11 protein-coding genes and 2 pseudogenes are annotated in these 15,283 nt (G+C 61.2%); 9 read left to right on the forward strand and 4 right to left on the reverse strand.

The window, feature by feature from the left end; genetic code table 11:
- The first annotated feature begins 160 nt into the window (after positions 1 to 160).
- The 4 genes from speA to RHM58_RS11875 all read left to right on the forward strand — a co-directional run bounded on the left by speA (position 161) and on the right by RHM58_RS11875 (position 5,317).
- Positions 161 to 2,074 (forward strand): arginine decarboxylase, encoded by a 1,914-nt coding sequence (gene speA / locus RHM58_RS11860; RefSeq protein ID WP_201200253.1) that lies wholly within the window; start codon positions 161 to 163, stop codon positions 2,072 to 2,074.
- 232 nt (positions 2,075 to 2,306) lie between these two features.
- A complete protein-coding gene (locus RHM58_RS11865; RefSeq protein WP_322270442.1) occupies positions 2,307 to 3,629 on the forward strand; it encodes a contractile injection system protein, VgrG/Pvc8 family in 1,323 nt (440 codons plus the stop codon).
- On the forward strand, positions 3,626 to 4,423 hold the full coding sequence (locus tag RHM58_RS11870) for a DUF4123 domain-containing protein (RefSeq protein ID WP_201255465.1): 798 nt from the start codon (positions 3,626 to 3,628) through the stop codon (positions 4,421 to 4,423). Before RHM58_RS11865 ends, RHM58_RS11870 begins: the two co-directional genes overlap by 4 nt.
- 18 nt (positions 4,424 to 4,441) lie before the next feature.
- Positions 4,442 to 5,317 (forward strand): alpha/beta hydrolase, encoded by an 876-nt coding sequence (locus tag RHM58_RS11875; RefSeq protein ID WP_322270443.1) that lies wholly within the window; start codon positions 4,442 to 4,444, stop codon positions 5,315 to 5,317.
- Here the strand turns inward: RHM58_RS11875 and RHM58_RS11880 are convergent.
- Both RHM58_RS11880 and RHM58_RS11885 read right to left on the reverse strand, forming a co-directional pair.
- Positions 5,311 to 6,660 carry an MATE family efflux transporter gene (locus RHM58_RS11880; RefSeq protein ID WP_201255467.1) on the reverse strand — a complete coding sequence of 450 codons (1,350 nt, stop codon included), beginning with the start codon at positions 6,658 to 6,660 and terminating at the stop codon, positions 5,311 to 5,313. The genes RHM58_RS11875 and RHM58_RS11880 overlap by 7 nt on opposite strands.
- A 162-nt stretch (positions 6,661 to 6,822) precedes the next feature.
- Positions 6,823 to 7,116, reverse strand: a complete 294-nt coding sequence (locus RHM58_RS11885; RefSeq protein WP_201200261.1) for a hypothetical protein — start codon at positions 7,114 to 7,116, stop codon at positions 6,823 to 6,825.
- Positions 7,117 to 7,415: 299 nt separating this feature from the next.
- Between RHM58_RS11885 and RHM58_RS11890 the strand changes: the two genes are divergently transcribed.
- The 5 genes and pseudogenes from RHM58_RS11890 (at position 7,416) to RHM58_RS11910 (ending at position 12,047) form a co-directional block, all read left to right on the forward strand.
- A complete protein-coding gene (locus RHM58_RS11890; RefSeq protein WP_007951009.1) occupies positions 7,416 to 7,718 on the forward strand; it encodes a MazG-like family protein in 303 nt (100 codons plus the stop codon).
- Complete coding sequence (locus RHM58_RS11895; RefSeq protein WP_201200263.1) at positions 7,718 to 8,467, forward strand: methyltransferase domain-containing protein; 750 nt, start codon at positions 7,718 to 7,720, stop codon at positions 8,465 to 8,467. Before RHM58_RS11890 ends, RHM58_RS11895 begins: the two co-directional genes overlap by 1 nt.
- 12 nt (positions 8,468 to 8,479) lie before the next feature.
- Complete coding sequence (locus RHM58_RS11900) at positions 8,480 to 9,094, forward strand: DUF4136 domain-containing protein (RefSeq protein ID WP_322270444.1); 615 nt, start codon at positions 8,480 to 8,482, stop codon at positions 9,092 to 9,094.
- A gap of 42 nt (positions 9,095 to 9,136) precedes the next feature.
- Positions 9,137 to 9,694, forward strand: coding sequence for a DUF4136 domain-containing protein (locus RHM58_RS11905; protein ID WP_201255468.1), 558 nt, complete (start codon positions 9,137 to 9,139; stop codon positions 9,692 to 9,694).
- Positions 9,695 to 10,062: 368 nt separating this feature from the next.
- Positions 10,063 to 12,047, forward strand: a pseudogene (locus tag RHM58_RS11910) (pilus assembly protein TadG-related protein).
- On the opposite strand, the gene RHM58_RS11915 reads toward RHM58_RS11910, so the two are convergent.
- Both RHM58_RS11915 and RHM58_RS11920 read right to left on the reverse strand, forming a co-directional pair.
- A complete protein-coding gene (locus tag RHM58_RS11915) occupies positions 12,044 to 14,791 on the reverse strand; it encodes an ATP-binding protein (RefSeq protein WP_322270445.1) in 2,748 nt (915 codons plus the stop codon). The pseudogene RHM58_RS11910 and the gene RHM58_RS11915 overlap by 4 nt on opposite strands.
- Positions 14,788 to 15,240: pseudogene (locus RHM58_RS11920) on the reverse strand (TadE/TadG family type IV pilus assembly protein). Before RHM58_RS11920 ends, RHM58_RS11915 begins: the two are co-directional and overlap by 4 nt.
- Positions 15,241 to 15,283 lie beyond the last annotated feature (43 nt).

Consider the following 15,283-nt stretch of genomic DNA (forward strand, 5'->3'; position numbering starts at 1 on the left):
GTCGCCAACATGGTTTTCACAGAGCCTGTTCTGACCGGTTTCTAAACTCACTGCGGTCAGCGAGGTCTATCCCCTCGTTGACGAACCGTCATTTTCATTCTTTAGACTGCGCCGGCCTGAACCCAGGCGACGCTCTATGACTTCTTTATAGGGGACTTCAATGTCCGTAAGACGCACACGCAAAGACGATGGCAGCCAATGGACAGTTGCGGACAGCCGCAGTGTTTACGGAATTCGCCATTGGGGGGCCGGATATTTCGCGATCAATGACGCCGGTCGCGTCGAAGTTCGTCCGAACGGTCCGACCAGTTCGCCTATCGACCTGTTCGAGCAAGTCGACCAACTGCGCAAAAGCGGTTTGTCCTTGCCATTGCTGGTGCGGTTCCCCGATATCCTGCAAGACCGCGTGCGTCAGTTGACCGGCGCCTTCGATGCCAACATTGAACGCCTGGAATACCAGAGCAAGTACACCGCGCTGTACCCGATCAAGGTTAACCAGCAAGAAGCGGTGATCGAGAACATCATCGCCACCCAGGACGTGTCCATCGGCCTGGAAGCCGGCTCCAAGCCTGAGCTGCTCGCCGTTTTGGCCTTGGCACCGAAGGGCGGCACCATCGTCTGTAACGGTTACAAGGACCGCGAGTTCATCCGTCTGGCGCTGATGGGCCAGAAGCTCGGTCACAACGTGTTCATCGTGATCGAGAAAGAATCCGAAGTTGGCCTGGTGATCGAAGAGGCCGCCTCGCTGAAGGTCAAGCCTCAGGTTGGCCTGCGCGTGCGTCTGTCGTCCCTGGCCTCAAGCAAGTGGGCTGACACCGGTGGCGAAAAATCCAAGTTCGGTCTGTCGGCGGCGCAACTGCTGTCGGTGGTCGAGCGTTTCCGCGCAGCGGGCCTGGATCAAGGCATTCGCCTGTTGCACTTCCACATGGGTTCGCAGATCGCCAACCTGGCGGACTACCAGCATGGCTTCAAGGAAGCGATTCGTTACTACGGCGAACTGCGCAACCTCGGCCTGCCGGTGGATCACATCGACGTCGGCGGCGGTTTGGGCGTGGACTACGACGGTACGCACTCGCGTAACGCCAGTTCGATCAACTACGACATGGACGATTACGCCGGTGTCGTGGTCGGGATGCTCAAGGAATTCTGCGACGCGCAGAACCTGCCGCACCCGAACATCTTCTCCGAGAGCGGCCGCTCCCTGACCGCTCACCACGCGATGCTCGTGGTGCAGGTGACCGACGTCGAAAAGCATAACGACGACGTGCCGCAGATCGACAACAAGGAAGAACTGCCGGAAACCGTGCAGTGGCTGGTTGACCTGCTGGGCCCGACCGACATAGAGATGGTCACCGAGACCTACTGGCGCGCCACGCACTACATGAGCGACATCGCTAGCCAATACGCCGATGGCAAGCTGACCCTGGCAGAAAAAGCCCTGGCCGAGCAATGCTACTTCGCCGTCTGCCGTCGCCTGCACAACTCGTTGAAAGCCCGTCAGCGTTCCCACCGCCAGGTGCTCGACGAACTCAACGACAAGCTCGCCGACAAGTACATCTGCAACTTCTCGGTGTTCCAGAGCCTGCCGGACACTTGGGCCATCGGCCAGGTACTGCCGATCCTGCCGCTGCACCGTCTCGACGAAGAGCCGATGCGCCGTGCGGTGCTGCAAGACCTGACCTGCGACTCCGACGGCAAGATCAAGCAATACGTCGACGAGCAGAGCATCGAAACCAGTCTGCCGGTACACGGGTTGAATGACGGTGAAGACTACCTGCTGGGGATCTTCCTGGTCGGCGCTTACCAGGAAATTCTCGGCGACATGCACAACCTGTTCGGTGACACCGATTCGGTGAACATCTACCAGAACGCCGACGGCACCGTGTACCACGCCGGTATCGAAACCCACGACACCATCGAAGACATGCTGCGCTACGTGCACTTGTCGCCGGAAGAACTGATGACCCACTACCGCGACAAGTGCGCGAGTGCGCGCATCACTGCCGCCGAGCGTACCCAGTTCCTCGACGCGTTGCGCCTGGGTCTGACCCGTTCGTCTTACCTGTCTTCTTGAGGTAAGGCACTGCTCCCATCAGGTTGTCTGAAAATGTTCCGCACCCTCGCGGAAGTTTCAGATGACCTGGTGCGACACCTCTCTTTTTTATCTGAAATGACTGACATCACGGCTATTAAAGTGATGTGGTCTTCTTTTCTCGTAGGTCATTTCCTAAGTTGTACTTCGGCACTCTACTCGGCCATGTCTCTCAGCGAGAATCCCCGGCCGCCCCTCCTGTAGAGAATCGCCGATGTTCGATCCAGTCAACGAGCCGTCATTTCGTCTGGACGTAGCGGGCCTGCCCGACGCCTTTGAGGTCCTGGCCTTTACCGGTAATGAAGCCATCAGCGAACCGTTTGTGTTCGACGTGGACCTGCTGATCAATGATCCGACGCTGGACCTTGCTAGCCTGCTTTATCGTGCGGCGTTCTTGCAGTTTGAAGCTGCTGGTAACGGTATCCACGGGCAATTGCATGAACTCGTCCAACGTGAGCACGGCAGCTCATCCCGGCTTTGTCGTGTGCGTCTTGGGCCGAAACTGGCGTGCCTGGCCCAGCGCTTCATCCAACGCATTTTCAGCGGGCAGTCGGTGCCGCAGATTCTCGGCCAGGTACTCAAGGAACACGGCATTGCCGGTAAGGACTGGCGTCTGGCGTTGAGTGGTGAATATCCACCGCGTGATTTCTGCACGCAGTACAGCGAATCGGACCTGCAATTTTTCCAGCGTCTGTGCGCCGAAGAGCGTCTTCATTACCATTTCGAGCATTCCAGTCATGGGCACTGCTTGATCGTCGGTGACGGTCAGGGGCCATCGTGCCGCGCGCAAACGCTGGTGTTTCAGGACGACAGCGGGCCGCCAGCGTTGTGTCGGTTCGAGGTTCAGGTCAGCGCGCAGACGGCGCCAGTCGCCAGGGGCCGCACGGACCTGACGACGTTGCGCAGTGGTCAGTTGATGCCGCTGTCCGGTCATCCGGTCCGCGAGTGGAATCATCTGTGGCGGTTGATCCGGGTCGAGCACCAGGGCTGCCAGGATCCGTTGTTGCCCTATTCCAACACGATCCGCGCCGTGCCGTGGGAGGCGCCGTGGGTGGCGAGCCCAGCGGTGGTGAAACCGAAGATGCTCAGTTTGCAACGGGCCTGGGTGGTTGAAGTTGCACAGGCACAACCCGATCCGTCCCGCCCGGTTGCGGTGCAGTTCGACTGGCTCTATCAGGGCGAAGGGGCGAAGCCTGGACACTGTTGGCTACCATTGGCCCCTGAGCTGAAAGGCGCGGCCGTTTCGCAATGGCGGGCGGGGGCCGAGGTGGTGGTCAGTTTCATCGAGGGCGATCCGGATCAACCGCTGATCACCGGTCTGCTTCGGAACCAATCGGCTGTCGATGTGGTTGAAATGCCGCAACCGCATCCCACTCACGTGCCGCCGGCGATGGACGGTTTGCTGGCCTTGCTGCAATCCAGCGAGCCGTTGGTGTTGCTGTGCCTGCTGCCCGGTGGCGGAAGTTTCAGTCATTGTCGGGAGACGATTTGCACCTGCCGGGCGGCGACGCTATTGGGTCAGAGCGGTGTAGCATGAGCGACGTTCAGGCGCCTGATCCGACCTCACAATGGCTGTTGCTGGATGTGCCGGGTGCACCTAGGGCGGCGGCGACCTTGCAGCAGCGGTTTGCCGATGTTCGCCGGTTCTGGTTGTTCGAAGGGACGGAGTTGCACCCGTTGCGCGAGCAAGGCCCCGCCCTGGTCGAGTTGCAGGACTGCCCGGCGTTGACCGAACTTTGCTACAGCGAGCCGCATACCTGGCAAGGTTTGCTGGTGGTCAGTGAGGCGTCGGCGGCGCCGTTGCTGGCGCATTTACGTCGCATGCTCACGGTCACGCTCGGCCTGCATCACCGGGCGCTACTGAGTTATTACAACCCGCACTGCGCCAGCTACTTTTTCGATGCCTGTGATGCCGAGGAACTGAGCCGCTGGCTCGGGCCCATCACTCAGTTACGCTGGTTCGGCGGAACCTGGGCCGACCGGGCGATTGGCAGCCAGGGCTGGCAGCAGTTGCTCAATCCGGGGCTGGCGGTCCGCCCGTTGGCGGTCGAAGAAACCCTCAGCCCTCGTCAGCGGGAAAAACTGCAAACCTGCCTGCTGGAGCAACATGCCTGGTACTGGAGCCGATCCACCGGCACCGAATACAACCGCCTGTGGTCCCATGTGCAGGAGGGCTTGGCGCTGGGTTTCAGCGAACGCCCGGTTCTGGATGGCTGGTTATGGCTACGCTTGCAGTACCCCGGTGCTTTGCCTGCCCAACCTTTGCCGGGGCTGACCCAGCAGGAGCGGCTCGATAACCTGCGCAACCGGTGGCAGAGCGATCAACCCTGAACACGAGGTTTCACCAATATGGCGAGCACAACCCTGCGACTGTTCAAGGTGTTGATCGGCGGCTTTTTACTGGCTGTGATGACCGCGTGCTCGCCACTGAAAATGCTCAACGCGTTGACCCCCGACGGCACCTTCGACAAGACCGAAGGCATTGCTTATGGAAGTGATGCACGGCAGAAGCTCGATGTGTATGTGCCCCGGCACGCGGTGGAAAACGCTCCGGTGGTGGTGTTTTTCTATGGTGGCAGTTGGAACAGCGGCTCTCGCAGCGATTACAGCTTTGTCGGCGAAGCGCTGGCGTCCCGTGGGATTGTCGCGGTGCTGGCGGACTATCGGTTGTATCCGCAGGTGCGCTATCCGTCATTCCTTGAGGATGGCGCCAAGGCTGTGGCCTGGACCCACGAACACATTCGCCAGTTTTCCGGTGACCCTAAACGGTTGTACCTGATGGGCCACAGTTCCGGGGCCTACAACGTCGCGATGTTGGCGCTGGAGCCGCAATTGCTGGGGGCCGTGGGGATGTCGCCACATGATCTGAGTGGCTGGATCGGTCTCGCCGGGCCGTATGACTTCCTGCCGATCAAGAATCCCGAGGTGCGCCCGGTGTTTTTCTGGCCGGACTCACCGCCACAATCCCAACCGATCAATCACGTCAGTCGCGGCGCGCCGCCAGCCTTGTTGATGGCGTCGAGGGACGATGACGTGGTCAACCCAACCCGCAACACTGGCGGTCTGGCGAGCAAACTGCGCGCCGCCGGGGTGCCGGTTCAGGACCTGTACTATTCGCGCACCAGCCACGCCACGCTGGTGGCGACGCTGTCCCGGCCCATGCGCGGATTGGCGCCGGTGCTGGATGAAGTCACGTCCTTCGTCAATGCCACGCCAACTCAGTGAGCGCGACCGGCAAACCAGCCGTCGTTCTGGCGCAAGTACCAGGCAAAGGCGCCGAGGGTCAGGCTGCGCAGTACCATAAACAACAGGAATGTTATCCACAGCCCGTGGTTGCCCAGACCTTGTAGCGCCCAGGCGAACGGCAGCAACAGCAGCACCGTCAACAACATGCCATTGCGCATTTCCCGGGCCCGGGTGGCGCCGATAAACAGCCCGTCCAGCAAGTAGCTCCAGACCGCGAGCAGCGGCAGGGCGGCGAGGTAGGGCAGGTAGATGAATGCGGTGTCACGCACGCTCTGGATGTTGGTCTGCATCTCGATGAACAAATGCCCGGCAAACAGAAACAGTGCGGCAAAGCCCAGACTTGCCAACAACGACCAACCGGTGGCTACCACCAATGAACGGCGCAGAGATTGTCGATCGCCAGCGCCGATGGCGTGGCCGCACAGGGCTTCCACCGCATGGGCGAGGCCATCGAGGGCGTGGGCGGTCAGCAGCAAACCATTGAGCAGCAGCGCATTGGCGGCGACCGTGGCATCACCCAGCCGCGCACCTTGCACGGTAATCAGGAAAAACACCGATTGCAGCGCCAGGCTACGGATGAAAATATCGCGGTTGACCGCCAGCAGCGGGCGCCAGCTCTGCCATAGCGCGAGGGCGGCCCAGGCGATGTGGCCCGGATAGGCGCGCAGGGCTTTGCGGGTCATGAACAGGCCGATCAGGGCGCCGGTCCATTCGGCGATCACCGACGCTCGGGCCGCGCCGACCACGCCCCAATCGAGCCCGAGGACGAACCACAGGTTCAGCGCGATGTTCACCAGGTTGGTGCTCAGCAGAATCGCCAGCGGTGCCCGGGCGTTCTGGGTACCGAGGAACCAGCCCACCAGCGCATAACTGGCCAGCGCCGCGGGCAGGCCGAACAGTCGGGTGTGGAAAAATTCGCGGGTCAGTTGATCCAGTTCTGCCGAGGGTTGCATGAAGTGCAGCGCCACGCCGCTCAACGGAACCCCCGCCGCCCCCAGCACAATCGACAACCCCATCGCCAACAACAGCCCCTGCAACAAAATCTGCCGCAACGCCGCGCCATCCCCACGGCCGGTCGCTTGGGCGGCGAAACCGGTCGTGCCCATGCGCAGGAAACCCATGCCCCAGGCCAGAAAGGTGTACAGGCTGGCGCCCACGGCGACGGCACCCAACTGATGGGCGTGGGGCAAGTGCCCGATGACGGTACTGTCGACCAGCGCCACCAGCGGTACGGAAATGTTCGAGAGGATCATGGGCGCGGCGAGTGCCCAGACCTTGCGATGGGTCGGGCGGTCGCGCCAGTCGGCGATCAGGTTGGACATGCGGGCTCCTTGGGGAGCGGGCATTGTAGCGGTACATCTGAATGTGCTGCGATCCAATATGGGAGCGGGCTTGCTCGCGAAGACGGACTGACATTCAACATTTACGTCGCCTGACACACCGCTTTCGCGAGCAAGCCCGCTCCCACAGGGTTATGGGCTGTCTTAATGAATAATCCAGCTCAACAACCAAAGCCCCAGCAGCAACCAGATAATCCCGGCGATGATCGACGCATTCATGAACGCCCGAATCGCCGACCACAACAGCATCAACCCGATGATTAGCGCGATGATGCTGATGATCGACGTGTCCATGCCCAGCGCCCGGGACAGCCCTTCGACAAAATTGCCGCCCGCATGGCTCAAAATATTGAACAGGCCACTGAGGCCGTCGACGATAAAACGGATGACAGAACCGAGTGCCTGGCCGAGCCATTCGAAAAAACTTTCTACCTGCATGTGGGTGTCCTGATGAAAGAGGTGGCAGGGTTGCCGTGCCTGAGCCTTGGGCCATTGATCGCGGCGCCGAGTTCCCTACAAGCATAGAGGGTTTGCATTGCCCCGGTGGGAGTGAGCTTGTGTGGCGAGGAGCTTGCTCCCGCTTGAGTGCGCAGCACTCACAAAAGGGGCCGCTACGCAGCCCGGCGCGAGCAAGCTCGCTCGCCACATAAGCTCGGCGCCCCCAGAAAGTGTCGTCAATCTCTGGCGCTTGCCTTCATCCGCCATCCCCCGAAGCTATACGCCTTCAGGAGAGCCCGATGAACCTTGTTGAACTGACCGAACGCCTGCACGCCATCCGTGACCGCAATGACTGGCGGCAATTTCACAGCCCGAAAAACCTGGCCATGGCCGCGAGCGTGGAAATGTCCGAGCTGGTGGAGATCTTCCAGTGGCTGACCGAAGACCAGTCGCGGCAATTGCCGGCAGACAAACTCGCCCACGCCGGGCAGGAAGTCGGTGACATCGTGCTCTATCTATTATTGCTGTGCAGCGAGTTGGGATTGGACATGAACGAAGTAGTGCGCAGCAAACTTGCGGACAGCGAACGGCGGTTCAGCTGATGAGCGACCGTCATTTCGATCAGTTGGCGACCCGGTTTGCCGAAAAAATCTACGGCGGGGCCAAAGGCGCGATTCGTCTGGCGGTGCTGCAAGCCGACCTGGCCGAAACCCTGCCGGACCGGCCGCTGCGCGTCCTGGACATCGGTGCCGGGCTTGGCCACATGTCGTTGTGGCTGGCCCAGCGCGGCCACGACGTCACCCTCGCCGAACCGGCCGCACCGATGCTCGAAGGCGCTCGCCAACGCTTCGCTGACGCAGGTCAGACGGCGACCTTCATTCAAGCGCCATGGCAGGAATTGCTCGGTCAACTCACCGAACCCTACGACCTGGTGCTGTGTCACGCCGTGCTGGAATGGCTGGCCGAACCCCACGCGATCCTGCCGGTATTGCATCAACTCACCACCAAGGACGGCTGGTTGTCCCTGGCGTTCTATAACCGCGATGCGTTGATCTACCGCAACCTGCTCAAGGGCCACTTCCGCAAAATGCGCAAGAACGACATGGCCGGCGAGAAGCAGAGCCTGACCCCGCAGCAGCCCCTCGATCCCCGGGAACTGGCGGCGCAACTTGAAGGTATGTGGCAGGTCGAAACCCAGAGCGGGGTGCGGGTTTTTCACGACTACATGCCGGTGGAGTTCCAGGCCCGCGCCGAACTGGTGGACTTGCTGGAAATGGAACTGGCCCACCGTCGTCACCCAAGCTTTGCCGGGCTTGGGCGTTACTTGCACTGGATCTGTCGGCCGGTCTGATCGGAGAACGAAATGAAAGCGCGTTCAGGATTACTGCTGATGTGCCTGGGGTTGGCGGCCTGCCAGGGCAGCAACCCTTATGTGGCGACGTCCAATCCCTTGCCGCCGGCGCCGCCACAAGCGGCGAATACCTTCGACCGCAGCGCCTACCCGGCAGCGCCTCGGGACTACGGGCGCTACCGCAGTTGGGCCTGGCTCAACGGGCAATTGCCACCGGGCTCGGCCTGGGCGGATTCGGCGCAAGTGGCCGAAGCGGTCAGCAACGCCCTCGACCAGCGCGGCTTGCGCCCGTTGCACGAAAACCGCCCGCCTGACTTGTTGGTCAGCGCCAACCTGCACCTGGAAACCCGTTTGCGTCAGGTTCAGGACGACGCCGGTTACTACGGCGGCGGTTATGGCGGCTACAACCGATATGGCGGTGGTTACGGCATGTACGAAACCGTGCCGGTGGTTCGCACTTACCAGGAACAGGTTGTGGTGGTGCGCGTCGACCTGTTCGACGCTGGCACCGGTCAACCGGTCTGGAGCGCGAGCGCCGAAACCGCTAACCAGGGCAATCAAAGTCAGCGCGCCGATGCGATACGGGAAGCTGTAGAAAAAGCGATGTCGGCGTATCCTCCTGGTTGAGAACAATTCCCATAGGTTCATCTCTTCAACCGGAGAACACGCATGTTCCGCCGCCTCGCATTACTGGCCATGGCCGTGTTGCTCAGTGCCTGCGCCGCCCACCAGGTCAATCATGACTTCGACGCCAGCCGCGACTTCGCCGCTTATCGCAGTTGGAGCTGGAAAGAACCCGCCCTGCAATACCGCCCCGATGATCCACGGATCAAGAGCGACCTGACCGAACAGCGCATTCGCCAGGCCGTTGCCGATCAGTTGGATCAGCGCGGCTTGCGTCCGGTCGCCGCGGGCAGCAAAGGTGATGTGAACGTGCAGGCCTACCTGATCATCGAAGACCGTCAGCAACAGGTGACTACCAACTACGGCGGCGGTTGGGGTAGCCCATGGAACGGCTACTGGGCCGCGCCGATGTACAACGAAACCCGCAACATCACCTACAAAGTGGCAACCATCCAGATCGACCTGCTCGATGGCAAGGACGGCAAACTGGTGTGGCGTGGCAGCGACGAGCAAATGCTCAGCAGCACGCCCAACCCGGCCGATCGCAGCAAAGCTGTGAACGAAACAGTGGGCCGGATCCTGGCCAACTACCCACCCAGATAAACACTCAGCTCTCTAACCCTGCACATCCCCTGTGGGAGCGAGCCTGCTCGCGAAGATGGCGGCACATACAAAATGGATGTGACTGACAAACCGCATTCGCGAGCAAGCCCGCTCCCACAGGGGGATGTTTGTCGCCTACAAATCTTGTGTTCACTGAAGAGCAAATGTGGGAGCGGGCTTGCTCGCGAAGACGGCAGCACATCCAACAGTGATGTGACTGACAGACCGCTTTCGCGAGCAAGCCCGCTCCCTCATTGGTTTTGTGTCGTCGGAACTGGCGAGTTGCCAGCAGCCTTGTCAACCCTTGTCTACACTGCACTTCACCATTGGAGGCCGCACTCGGTAGTGCGCCGGCGAAGGAGTGCGCGATGCCGCAGTTTCGCAGTCCTGCCCGGCAACGGGGGCTATCGGGTTGATGGCTGCCGCGACCCTCAGCCTGGCAATTGTGTTGATGTTGCTGGTGGTCGATACCGGCCGTCTCTACATGGAACAGCGCAAGTTGCAGCGCGTGGTGGACACCGCCGCCCTTGAGGCCGTCAGTCGCGGTGGCAATTGCCTGCCAGGTCTGACGGCGGCCAGTTACGCCGGCCAAAGTGCCACCCGCAATGGCTACACCGTCGATGCCACCGACACCCTTGTCACTACGTGCGGCAGCTTACTCACCGCCAACACCGGGCTGCGCACGTTCACCGTTGATGCCACGCAATCGGCTGCTATCAAAGTAGTCGCCAGCCGCACCGTCACCACCAGTTTTGCCGGCGGCGTGCAGGCGCTGTTTTCCGGGACGCCGGTCAGCCTCAACACCACGCTCAATGCCTCGGCCGTAGCGGCTCAGCCGCAACCGCCCATTGCGCAACTGAACATTCGCAGCAACCTGGTCAGCATCAGCACCTCCCAGTCGAACATCCTCAACCCGCTGTTTTCCGGACTGCTGGGCGGCAACGTCAGCGTGACGGCGCTGGGCTGGACCGGGCTGCTCAACACCAACATCAACCTGCTCAGCTACCTGAATCAGTTGGCGATCAACCTCAATGTGGCGGCGGGCAATTACACTCAGTTGCTCAATACCCAAGTCACCGCGACTCAACTGATTCAGGCTGCAGCGACGGTGGTCCAGCTCAATGGCGCGACGGCGGATGTAATGACCGCGCTGGGCAATCTGCAACTGGCGGCGAACAACAGTGTCCCGCTCACGCTGGGGCAGATTTTGCAGCTGCAAACCGGCACCACAGCGGCGGGCCTGGATGCCAATCTGCAATTGCTGCAATTGATTCAGGGCGTGGTACAACTGGCCAATAGCAAAAGCGCAGTGGCCGCGACCTTGCCGATCAGCGTATTGGGGCTGGCCAACTTCACGGTGCGGGTCAAGGTGATTGAGCCACCGCAGTTCTCCGCCATCGGGAACCCGGCGCTGGCGGTGCTCAACCCGACGGGGCCGAACAGGATTTATGTGCGTACCGCCCAGGTGCGCACGATGTTGTCGGTGAACCTGCCCGGCGTGAGTGGATTGAGCAGCGCAGTGCTGGGGATGGTGGGCGGACTGACCCCGGTACTCAACGGGGTGCTGAGTCTGAATCTGGCCACCGCGTTCAACTCGGTCTTCTGCCTGCTCGGTGCCGGCTGCCAACAACTGGACCCCTTGATCCTGCCATCCCCCGAAATCGATATCAGCCTGGATGCCGGCGGCGCCAATAGTTACGTCACTGCCTACAGTTGCCCGGTCGGTGGTACCACGGGCACCAAAAGCCTGACCGCACACACCACCACCTCGATAGCCGACCTCAGAGTGGGCAAGATCGATCCCGTCGCTGCTTTTTCCTCCACAGCCGAGCCGACGGTCACGCCGCTGCCGTTGATTGATCTCGGCACCGTCACCTGTCACAAGATTTTATTGATCGGCGGCACCTGTGACGAGTCCACTCATGTGCCGTTTGCCGCTGGCGGCATCGGGATCATGGTCAACACCAGCGTCGGGCAAAATACCCAGGACCTGGTGTTCTCCAGTACCACGCCTTTCGCGACCCCGGCTAATCTCAAGTTGCCGCCGAGCATCATCTCCGCCGCCCCCACCAACAACATCGTCGGCAGCCTTTCGAATACGCTGACGGGCATCAGTGTGAATGCCTATCAACCTGTGAGTAGCAATCTGCTGGGAAGCATCATTAGCACTGCTGCCAGCGCCATCAGCGGTGTCACCACGCTACTGGTGCCGGTGATCACCAACCTGCTGAGCCCGCTGCTGGATCCGCTGCTCAACAACCTGCTGAGCGCCCTGGGCATCAACCTGATGGATGTAGACGTCGGCGCCAACATGACCTGCGGCCAGACCGGCGTGGCCTATCTGGTGATTTAGACGTCGAGCACAATCGGCAACTCGATACAGAACCGTGCGCCTTCCACCGAGTTGGAAACACTCAGGTGTCCGCCCATGTTCTCGACAATGCCGTAACTCACCGACAAGCCGAGCCCGGTGCCGACGCCCACCGGTTTGGTGGTGAAGAACGGCTCGAAAATCCGCTCCAGCAAGCGCGGGTCAATCCCGCCGCCGTTGTCCTCGACCCACAGTCGCACCGAACATTCGTCGCGTTCGGCGTATACCGAAATCCACGGTTTGAACTCACGGCCGGCGTCGCGCTTGCTCAGCAGCGCATCCCGGGCGTTGACCATCAGGTTGATCAACACTTGTTCAAGCTGATCGACATAGCCACGCACCTGGACCTCGAAACCGGTCTCGCTGACACGCAGTTCCACGCCTTTACCGCGCATGCCTTCGGCCAGCAGCGACAGCGTGCCTTCAATGGCCGTGGCTGGATTGAACGGCTGCTGCTCGACCTCTGAGCGCCGGCCGAACACCCGCATATGGTCAACCACCCGCGCCGCGCGCTGGACCTGCGTGTCGATGCGGTTGAGCTTGTCGGTCAGGTAATCAATCTGCACGTCGCCACTACTCAGGCGTTTGAGCACATTGACGATGGCCATGCGCATCACGTTCAGCGGCTGGTTGATTTCATGGGCCAGGCCGGTGGCCATTTCGCCGAGGGTGGCCATTTTTGCGCTTTGCGTGAGTTGCTGCTGCGTGCGGCGCACTTCGGTGTTGTCGCGGCCCACCGCTTGTACTTCGATCAGTTGCCCCAACTCATCGAACACCCCGCGATCCGACCAGACCCACCAGGCGTGCTCGCGCCCCGGTAATTGCAGGTTGATTTCGGCGGTGCTGACTGGCTGCTCCGGGGTCAACGAACTCAGCCGCTGCACGAACGTCTCGCGTTGTTCGTCGGACATCCATTCGCCCAGATTAATCCCCGGCAACTGCTCCGGGGCGCACTCCAGGTACATCGCCAACGGCCGATTGCCAAATGTCAGGGTCAGGTCCGGGCGATAACGGCAGATCATCGCCGGCGAGTCTTCCACCAGAATCCGGTAGCGCTCTTCGCTTTGCCTGACCTGCTCGGCGGCCAGGGTCGCCTCGGTGACATCCAGCCACAGCCCGACGGCTTCTACCGGCAGGCCGAGGTCATCGCGCAATAGTTTTGCTTCGTCGAGCAGCCAGTGGTAATCGCCCCGGCTGTCGCGCAGTCGGTAGCGGGCACGTACCGAACCCTCGCGCAGCAGCTGTCGGGTGCGTTCGAAGTACAGGTCGCGATCGTCGGGATGGACCCGCTCCACCAACGCGGTAGTGGTGCAGTCGTCCAGACTCCAGCCCAGTAAAGGTTGCAGGCTGGCACTGAAAAATGCCGGTTGCAGCGCGCCTTCGACGTAGTGCTGCACATAGATCACTGCTGGCGAACTGGCGATCAGGTTATCGAGACGGGCGTGAGCGGTAGCGGCGATTTGTTGCTGGTTCTTGATGTCACTGATATCGAGCATGAAACCCACCAGCCGCCGGTGCTCGCCGGTGCCCGTGACCTGGCCTTGAAGGCGATACCACAGGGGATGTTTCCAGTCATCAGGGCTGTGCAAACGCACACACAAGGTCAAGGCTTCGCCCTGCTGTTGCAGGGCTTGCAGGCGACTGTGCAATTCATCTCGATCAGCGCGATGAAACCGCGCCAGCCACTGTTCCCGCGTCAGTGACGCAGCGTCCAGTTGCAAGGCTGCGGCCAGGGATGGCGCCAGATGGACGTCATTGCCGACGATTTCCCACCAGCCGGTACCCAGCAGCGTTTGCAATGATTCCAGACGCTCCAGTTGCTGGTGATGCTGCTGTTCACGCAAGCGACCGAGCAACGGACCTGCCAGCGCACTGACCAACAGTAACCAGTCACGATCGGACAGGTACGGCGCGCCATCATTGATCGGGTAAAACCCGCACAGCAACCAGGCAACCACGCCCCGGTCATCGGCATAGGGCACGACGAAACCTTCGCTGTTGCCGAACGTGGCCTGCACTCGGGAGTGTTCGTCGAGGCCGTGATGAATGCCGACGTGTTGCGGCGCGGTGCCGTTCAAACTGTCGAGGGCCGTGCCAAGGTACTGGCCGTCATGCCACAGCGCCGGTGCATCGTGGGCGTGATGTTGGCGATGGATTTTCCAGCCCTGTGCCTGTTCGTCGAGCACCGCCAGGGCGAGACAGGGGATGTGCCAGCGCTGGGCGATGGCCTGTAATTGCTCGTCGACGATCACCGGCAGCCGCGCCAGGCTACAGGCGCGCAACTGTTCGCTGATCTGCCCGGCGAGCGTTTGGCAGGCCTCACGACTGCGTGATTGCTGGCGCTCGAGCAACAGGTCGGCGATGTCTATCAGTTGCATCCGCCAGCCATTGCCCAAGGGCTGAACCCAGCCCCGCAGGTGCAGTGTCTGGTCGCCGAGGCCGGGGAAGTCGAGGTCAAGGCTTTGGCCCTGCCATTCCACCGGTCGGCCCTCTATCGCCAGGGTGCTATGGGGCTGCACATAGCGGTGGAGCGGGAGAGGCTGGTCATGGGGTGGTTGTTGCGCCAGCAAATTGCGCAGTGGGCCGGCGACTTGCAAGACGCCGCCGTCGGCATCCAGGTGCAAATGCAAACCAAGGGGCGGCGAGCCAAGGTGATCGGGCAGGTCGGTGGCGGCGGTTGGCGCGCGTTTGAGCAAACGCCCGAAGAGTTTGTCCCCCGAATTCAAAATTGAAGGCTCGATGACGCCGTGAGATAGGGCGGCAAATTGGGCACCGCCCCCACCCCCGGCAACACCAGAAACGGAATCACTTGGTTGAGCTTGCTCACGGGGTATTTGACGGTGACGGTCAGCGTGCCATTGGTGCCTTTGGTGGGATCGTAAACGGCGCTGGTGTCGACACCGACCACCAGGTTCAACGGGGGGCACCCATGACAACTGCTGAGTCAGCGTGGCGTTCGCGGTAGTTACCAGCACGGTGGCATAGCTGGGCGTGGTGGGGTCTATCGCAACACTGCGGCGCACCGCTTCAGAGGTGGCTTCGTTGAACGACTGCATCAGCACAAACGGCAGGCTGTAGCTGACCAGGCCATAAAACACGGCAAAAAAACCACGAACACCAAGGCGAATTCAATCGCCACGGCGCCTTTCTGCGATTTAGGGAGGCCTGCTTTCATGACTGCGTCTACCCTGACTGGCACTGCGTAGTATCAGCATAGA

The organism is Pseudomonas sp. 10S4 (assembly GCF_034344865.1).
Taxonomy (GTDB): domain Bacteria; phylum Pseudomonadota; class Gammaproteobacteria; order Pseudomonadales; family Pseudomonadaceae; genus Aquipseudomonas.